Here is a 6,134-nt window from a genome sequence, read left to right as displayed (position 1 = left end):
CGCTCGAGGCTCGGGGCGTCGAGCTGGAGATCGGCCTGCCCGACGGCGCCCGCGCGCCCCTGCTGACCGTCCTCGCCGAGGCGCTGGCCGAGGGCCACGGCGAGCGCGCCGCCGTCCTCGTGGTCACCGCGACCACCCGCGAGGCCGAGGACCTCGTGACCGACCTCGCCGCCTGGGCCCCCGCCGGTGCCGCCGCGCTGTTCCCGTCCTGGGAGACGCTGCCCCACGAGCGCCTGTCCCCGCGCTCGGACACCGTGGGCGCGCGCCTGGCCGTGCTGCGCCGCCTCGCCCACCCCGAGGAGCACGCGGAGGGCCCGCTGCGCATCGTCGTCGCCCCCGTGCGCGCCGTGCTGCAGCCCCTCGTGGCCGGGCTCGGCGAGCTGAGCCCCGTGACCCTGCGGACGGGGGAGGAGCGGGACTTCGACGCCGTGGTGGCCGCGCTCGCGGACGCCGCCTACTCCCGCGTGGACATGGTCAGCCGTCGCGGCGAGTTCGCGGTGCGCGGCGGGCTGATCGACGTGTTCCCGCCCACCGAGGACTACCCCGTGCGCATCGAGTTCTTCGGCGACGAGGTGGAGCAGATGCGCTGGTTCTCCGTGGCGGACCAGCGCTCCCTCGAGGACACCACGGAGGACGGCTCGGGCCACCCCTCCGAGCTGTACGCGCCCCCGTGCCGCGAGCTGCTCATCACGGACCACGTGCGCCGGCGCGCGAAGGAGCTGATCCCGGCCATGCCCGCCGCCGCGGACATGCTGGACCGGATCGCCGAGGGCGTGGCCGTGGAGGGCATGGAGTCCCTCTCCCCGCTGCTGGCCGAGGCCATGACGTCGCTGCCCCGCATGCTGCCCGCAGGCTCGCTGACCGTCCTCGTGGAGCCCGAGCGCCTGCGCGGCCGCGCCGACGACCTGCTGGCCACCAACGAGGAGTTCCTCCAGGCCGCGTGGGCCGGCGCCGCGCAGGGCGCGGTCGCCCCGGTGGACGTGGCCGGGGCGGACCAGTCCGCCGCGGGCGGCTTCCTCACGGTGGCCGAACTCCGCGCGGCCGCCCTCGAGCAGGACCAGGGGTTCTGGTCCGTCACCGCGCTGGTCTCGGACGCTGAGCTGCTGCCCGACGCCGCCACCCTGCGCGCCACCCTCGGCGTCCCGCAGACCTTCTCGGGCGACATCGAGGCCATGGTCGCGCACACCCGCGTCCGGCTCGCGGAGGGGTGGCATGCCGTGGTCCTCACCGACGGCCCCGGCTCCGCCCGCCGTCTCGCCGAGCTCACCACGGAGGCCGGCCTCACGGCCTCCGTGGCGGACGGGCCCCTGCCCGCGGACCTCGCCCCGGGGCGGGTCTCCATCGCGACGGCGCCCGTCGGCTCCGGCTTCACGATCCCGGACGCGCAGATCGCCCTGATCACGGAGCACGACCTCTTCGGCCGGCACCGCACCGCTGGCACGCGCGCCCCCGGAGCGCGGCTGGCCCGGAAGCGGCGCAACGCCGTCGACCCGCTGACCCTGCAGCCCGGCGACCACGTGGTGCACTCCCAGCACGGCATCGCCCGCTTCGTGGAGCTGCAGCGCCGCAAGGTCACCGGCGGCCCGCGCACCGCCCCCGGCGCCGAGGAGTCCTACCGCGAGTACCTCGTGCTGGAGTACGCGCCCTCGAAGCGCGGCGCCCCCGGCGACCGGCTGTTCGTGCCCACTGACCAGCTCGACCTGATCTCCACCTACGTGGGCGGGGAGACGCCGTCGCTGTCCAAGATGGGCGGCTCGGACTGGGCGCAGACCAAGTCCAAGGCCAAGCGCGCCACCCGCGAGATCGCCGGCGAGCTCATCCGCCTGTACTCGGCCCGTATGGCCTCGCGCGGCCACGCGTTCGCCCCGGACACCCCGTGGCAGGGCGAGCTGGAGGAGGCGTTCCCGTTCATCGAGACGCCGGATCAGCTGACCACCATCGAGGACGTCAAGAAGGACATGGAGGCGGCCGTCCCCATGGACCGGCTCGTCTCCGGCGACGTCGGCTTCGGCAAGACCGAGGTGGCCGTGCGCGCCGCGTTCAAGGCGGTGCAGGACGGCAAGCAGGTGGCCGTCCTCGTCCCGACGACGCTGCTCGCCCGCCAGCACCACCAGACGTTCTCCGACCGGTTCGCCGGCTTCCCCGTCAAGGTGGCCGCGCTCTCCCGGTTCCAGACCGCCAAGGAGTCCAAGGAGGTCGTCGAGGGGCTCGCGCACGGCGAGGTGGACGTGGTGATCGGCACCCACCGGCTGCTCTCCGACCAGGTGCAGTTCAAGGACCTGGGCCTGGTGATCGTGGACGAGGAGCAGCGCTTCGGCGTCGAGCACAAGGAGGCGCTGAAGAAGATGCGCACCAACGTGGACGTGCTCGCCATGTCCGCCACGCCCATCCCGCGCACCCTCGAGATGTCCCTCACCGGCATCCGTGAGACCTCCACGCTGGCCACCGCCCCGGAGGAGCGCCACCCCGTGCTCACCTCGGTGGGCCCGTACTCGGACCAGCAGGTCACCGCGGCCATCCGCCGCGAGCTGATGCGCGAGGGCCAGGTGTTCTACGTGCACAACCGCGTCACCACCATCGACAAGGTGGCCAAGCGCATCGCCGAGCTGGTGCCGGAGGCGCGGATCGCCGTCGCCCACGGCAAGATGAGCGAGGCCCGGCTCGAGCAGATCATGGTGGACTTCTGGGAGCGGAAGTTCGACGTGCTCGTCTCCACCACGATCATCGAGACCGGCCTGGACATCGCCAACGCCAACACCCTGATCGTGGAGGACGCCCACCGCTACGGCCTCTCGCAGCTGCACCAGCTGCGCGGCCGCGTGGGCCGTGGCCGCGAGCGGGCGTACGCGTACTTCCTGTACGACCCGCAGAAGCCCCTGGGCGAGGTGGCCCTCGAACGCCTCAAGGCCGTGGCCACCCACAACGAGCTCGGCGCGGGCATGCAGCTGGCCATGAAGGACCTCGAGATCCGCGGCGCCGGCAACCTGCTGGGCGGGGAGCAGTCCGGCCACATCGCCGGCGTGGGCTTCGACCTCTACCTGCGGATGGTGGGCGAGGCCGTGGCCGACTTCAAGGGCGAGGAGGACACCGCGCCCGCCGAGGTGAAGGTGGAGCTGCCGGTCAACGCCCACCTGCCGCACGACTACGTGCCGGGGGAGCGGCTGCGCCTCGAGATGTACCGCAACCTCGCCCAGGCCGCGGACGACGCCGCCGTGGACGCCGTGGTGGAGGAGCTCAAGGACCGGTACGGCCCGCTGCCGGAGCCGGTGGAGGCGCTCGTCGCCGTCGCCCGGTTCCGCAACCGGGCGCGAGCCGCGGGCGTCACCGAGGTCATGCTGCTGGGGCAGAACGTGAAGTTCGGCCCCGCCGCGGACCTGCCGGAGTCCCGTCAGATGCGCCTGACCCGCATGTACAAGGGCGCCCAGGTCAAGCCGGCCCTGAACGGCGTCCTCATCCCGCGTCCCAAGACCAAGCCGGTCATGGGTCAGGACCTCGTGGACGTCCCGCTGCTCGAGTGGGCGCAGCAGGTGGTCGACGCGATCTTCGCGCCGGAGGGCTGAGGCGGGTCAGGCCGTCCTCACGCGGACGAGGATGCCGTGCGCCTCGAGCATCTCGAGGAAGGCGTGGACGTCGGCCGCGACGTCGGCGGGAGCGAGGCCGAACGCCTCCGCCACCTGGACCGTGACGTCCGTCGTCGACAGCGGCACCGGCGGATCCGCGACCAGGTCGTCCTCCGGGGTGCGGCCTCCCACGAGGACGTCCCAGATCACGTCGCCCGAGGCGCTCAGCAGCAGCGGCTGACCGGCCTCGAGCGTCATGACGGCGGTCTGGCCGCCGGCGGTGCGGGCCCACGCGATGTCGGGGGCGAGCGCCCAGCCCTCGGTGGTCTCACCGGCCACGGCGCACCGCCTTCGTCCAGGCCCAGCCGGCGAGTGCGCCGAGCCGGGCGCGCTGCTCGCGCCACAGGTCCGCGCGGGTGACGGGTCGGCCCAGGCGCATCTGCAGATGGGGGCGGTTCACCGGGATCGTGCGGGCCACGAGGGCGGCCCGCTCCCGCACCGTGGCGGCCGACCGCCACCGGGTGCGGAACAGCTCAAGACCGCTCTGGCTCTCGTGCAGCGCCGCGAAGAGGGTCAGCTGCCGGGTGTCGACGCCGTCGGCGGCCTCGCCCGTGGCGACGTGCCAGGCCGCGCCCGCGTCCAGCCGGTGGGCTTCTTCGCGCAGGGCGGCCCAGCTCTCGGCGGGGAGGGACTCCCGGATGTGCCGGACGTCGAGGCCACCGCGGAACGGGTCGCGGGCCGCGTGGACGATCACGACGAGCCGCTGATGGCGCGGACTCGGCACCGGGACAGACCGGCCGGCGATCACGAGGTGGACGTGCTCGCTCCACAGGGCGTCGAAGGTTGCCTCGGGGGACGCGCCGAGGCCGGGGAAGAGCCGATGCACGTCCACATACCCCAGCTGGTCATGCCAGAGCGTGGCCGCGTGCTGGAAGATCGACCCTTCCGAGAAGTCAGCGACCGGTTCCCAGGCGTGGGCGTGCAGGAGCTCGATGACGGCGGTGGCATCGGCCGGATGGACCAGCAGGTCTACGTCCGAACTGCGGCGGTGCTCCGGGTAGACGCCGGGCTCCGTGGCGTAGCCCTTGACGTGCAGGCCGCGAATGCCGACCCGGTCCAGCAGATGCGTGATGCGGGCGTGGGCGAGGCGGACGCGGACCTCGAAGTCCAGGGACGGCGGGGCGGCCGGTCGCTGTCCCGTCGCTCGTTCTCCCATGGCCGCGAGCTTAGTCGACCCAAAGGAGGCCCGGCGGTGACTGTGCCGGATGCCCGGTGCAAAGTTAAAGGGGGTTCAGGTGGATTCGTGGACTGACGGCGCGAGACCCGCACGCTCCCGGGTGCTCCGTGTTGACGTGCCATCCATGAACGCGTGGCAGGACTCGCGATGAGCTGCGCGACCTGTCTAGATCCACCTGCAGAGTTCCATTCTCATGTTCACCGAGCATGCCGTTCCCCGCGATCGTCCCCCTGCCGCAGGGCATCCCAGACCTGGACTGGTTGCGCTAATGGGCGCGGATCGCGGGCTTCATCGGTCTTGTTGACTGCATCGCCCGCGGTCGGCTCAGTCGCCGCTCGCTCTGATGCGGACGCGGCGGTGGAAGGTGGCCCTGCTCGTCACCGCCGCGGTGTGCGTCTTCCTCACGGGCCCTGCACCTCCATGGCGGGCTTGGCGTGCGCCGTCCTGTGGCTCTGGTCGACGCCGCAGATGGGGGTGGCGTCGTGCTCGTCCTCGCCATCCTCGGCGCCTACGCATTCTTAGGCTGCGCCTGTCCGCCCCCCGGCTGCGCACCCCTGCGCGTGGCAGTGGAGGCGGCCCCGTCCCCGATCTCTGACGCCGGCCGGTCAGGCGCCCGTCGGCTCCTCGTCCACGACGTCCCCGTCGAGGGCCCGGGCGATCTCCCACGCCAGCAGCTCGACGATCGGCTGCGCGGTCTGCGCCATCGCGGCGTAGCCCTCGGCGGGGCCGCGGAACGGGTCCGGCAGATCCGCGTCCGGCCGCTCCCCGTGGGCGATCAGGCGGGAGCGCAGCTCCGCCAGCGCCGTGACGAGCGCGGTGACGCCCGCGCCCGGAGGGACCGCCGCGGCGAGCTCCTCGCCGTGGTCGCGCAGGAGGGTGCCCATGCCGAGGATCGTGAAGGTCCGGCGCACCGCCGCGGGGTCCTCGCGCAGCACCTCGTCCAGGTGGTCGTCCGTCGCGGTCAGGACGAGGTCCTGTCCCGCCAGCGAACGCCCGGTCAGCTGCTGCGGTCGATGCTGCGTCAACGCGGCGCGGACTCGGCGGCTCGGTGCGAGGTCGAGCAGCGGGCCGGGGACGGTCAGCGCCTGGTTCGGTTCCGTGCCCGCGCTCGTGACCTCCGCGCGGCCCCGGTCGCCGAGCAGGGCGTTGAGCTGCGCCTGCAGCGCGTACTCCACATAGGCGGAGCGGCAGATGTTGCCCGTGCACACGACGAGGACGCGGGCGCTCGGCACGGGGCCGGGGACACGGTCGGCCGGGTGGGGGAGGAACGCCGGGCCGAGCCGGAACTCGGCGAGGCGATCCTCCCGCGCCGTGGAGGCCGCCGGGGCGCCGGCGTC

At 73.4% G+C, this 6,134-nt stretch carries 4 protein-coding genes; 1 reads left to right on the top strand and 3 read right to left on the bottom strand.

Translation table 11 applies throughout. The features are described from left to right. Window positions 1-3,560 (top strand): transcription-repair coupling factor (mfd, locus tag HMPREF3105_RS09165; RefSeq protein WP_070709313.1); only part of this gene is annotated, 3,560 nt, incomplete at its 5' end. Window positions 3,561-3,566: 6 nt separating this feature from the next. Here the strand turns inward: mfd and HMPREF3105_RS09160 are convergent. From HMPREF3105_RS09160 to HMPREF3105_RS09150, 3 genes are all read right to left on the bottom strand, one after another. Beyond that, the gene (locus tag HMPREF3105_RS09160) at window positions 3,567-3,899 is read right to left on the bottom strand and encodes a PqqD family protein (protein WP_070709311.1); all 333 of its coding nucleotides are present in this window, start codon (window positions 3,897-3,899) and stop codon (window positions 3,567-3,569) included. Further along, complete coding sequence (locus HMPREF3105_RS09155; RefSeq protein WP_070709309.1) at window positions 3,889-4,776, bottom strand: nucleotidyltransferase family protein; 888 nt, start codon at window positions 4,774-4,776, stop codon at window positions 3,889-3,891. The genes HMPREF3105_RS09160 and HMPREF3105_RS09155 overlap by 11 nt, the downstream gene beginning before the upstream one ends. 626 nt (window positions 4,777-5,402) lie before the next feature. Continuing rightward, window positions 5,403-6,134, bottom strand: a 732-nt coding sequence (locus HMPREF3105_RS09150) for an arsenate-mycothiol transferase ArsC (protein ID WP_083325325.1), incomplete at its 5' end; no start/stop codon positions are given.

The organism is Micrococcus sp. HMSC31B01, assembly GCF_001816085.1.
GTDB classification, from domain to species: domain Bacteria; phylum Actinomycetota; class Actinomycetes; order Actinomycetales; family Micrococcaceae; genus Micrococcus; species Micrococcus luteus.
The sequence above is the reverse complement of the archived record's forward strand: the minus strand, read 5'-3'. Positions and strand labels throughout refer to the sequence as shown.

Excerpts from the sequence above, each read along its gene's own strand:
- HMPREF3105_RS09155 (WP_070709309.1), bottom strand. The coding sequence starts at position 4,776 with ATGGGAGAACGAGCGACGGGACAGCGACCGGCCGCCCCGCCGTCCCTG.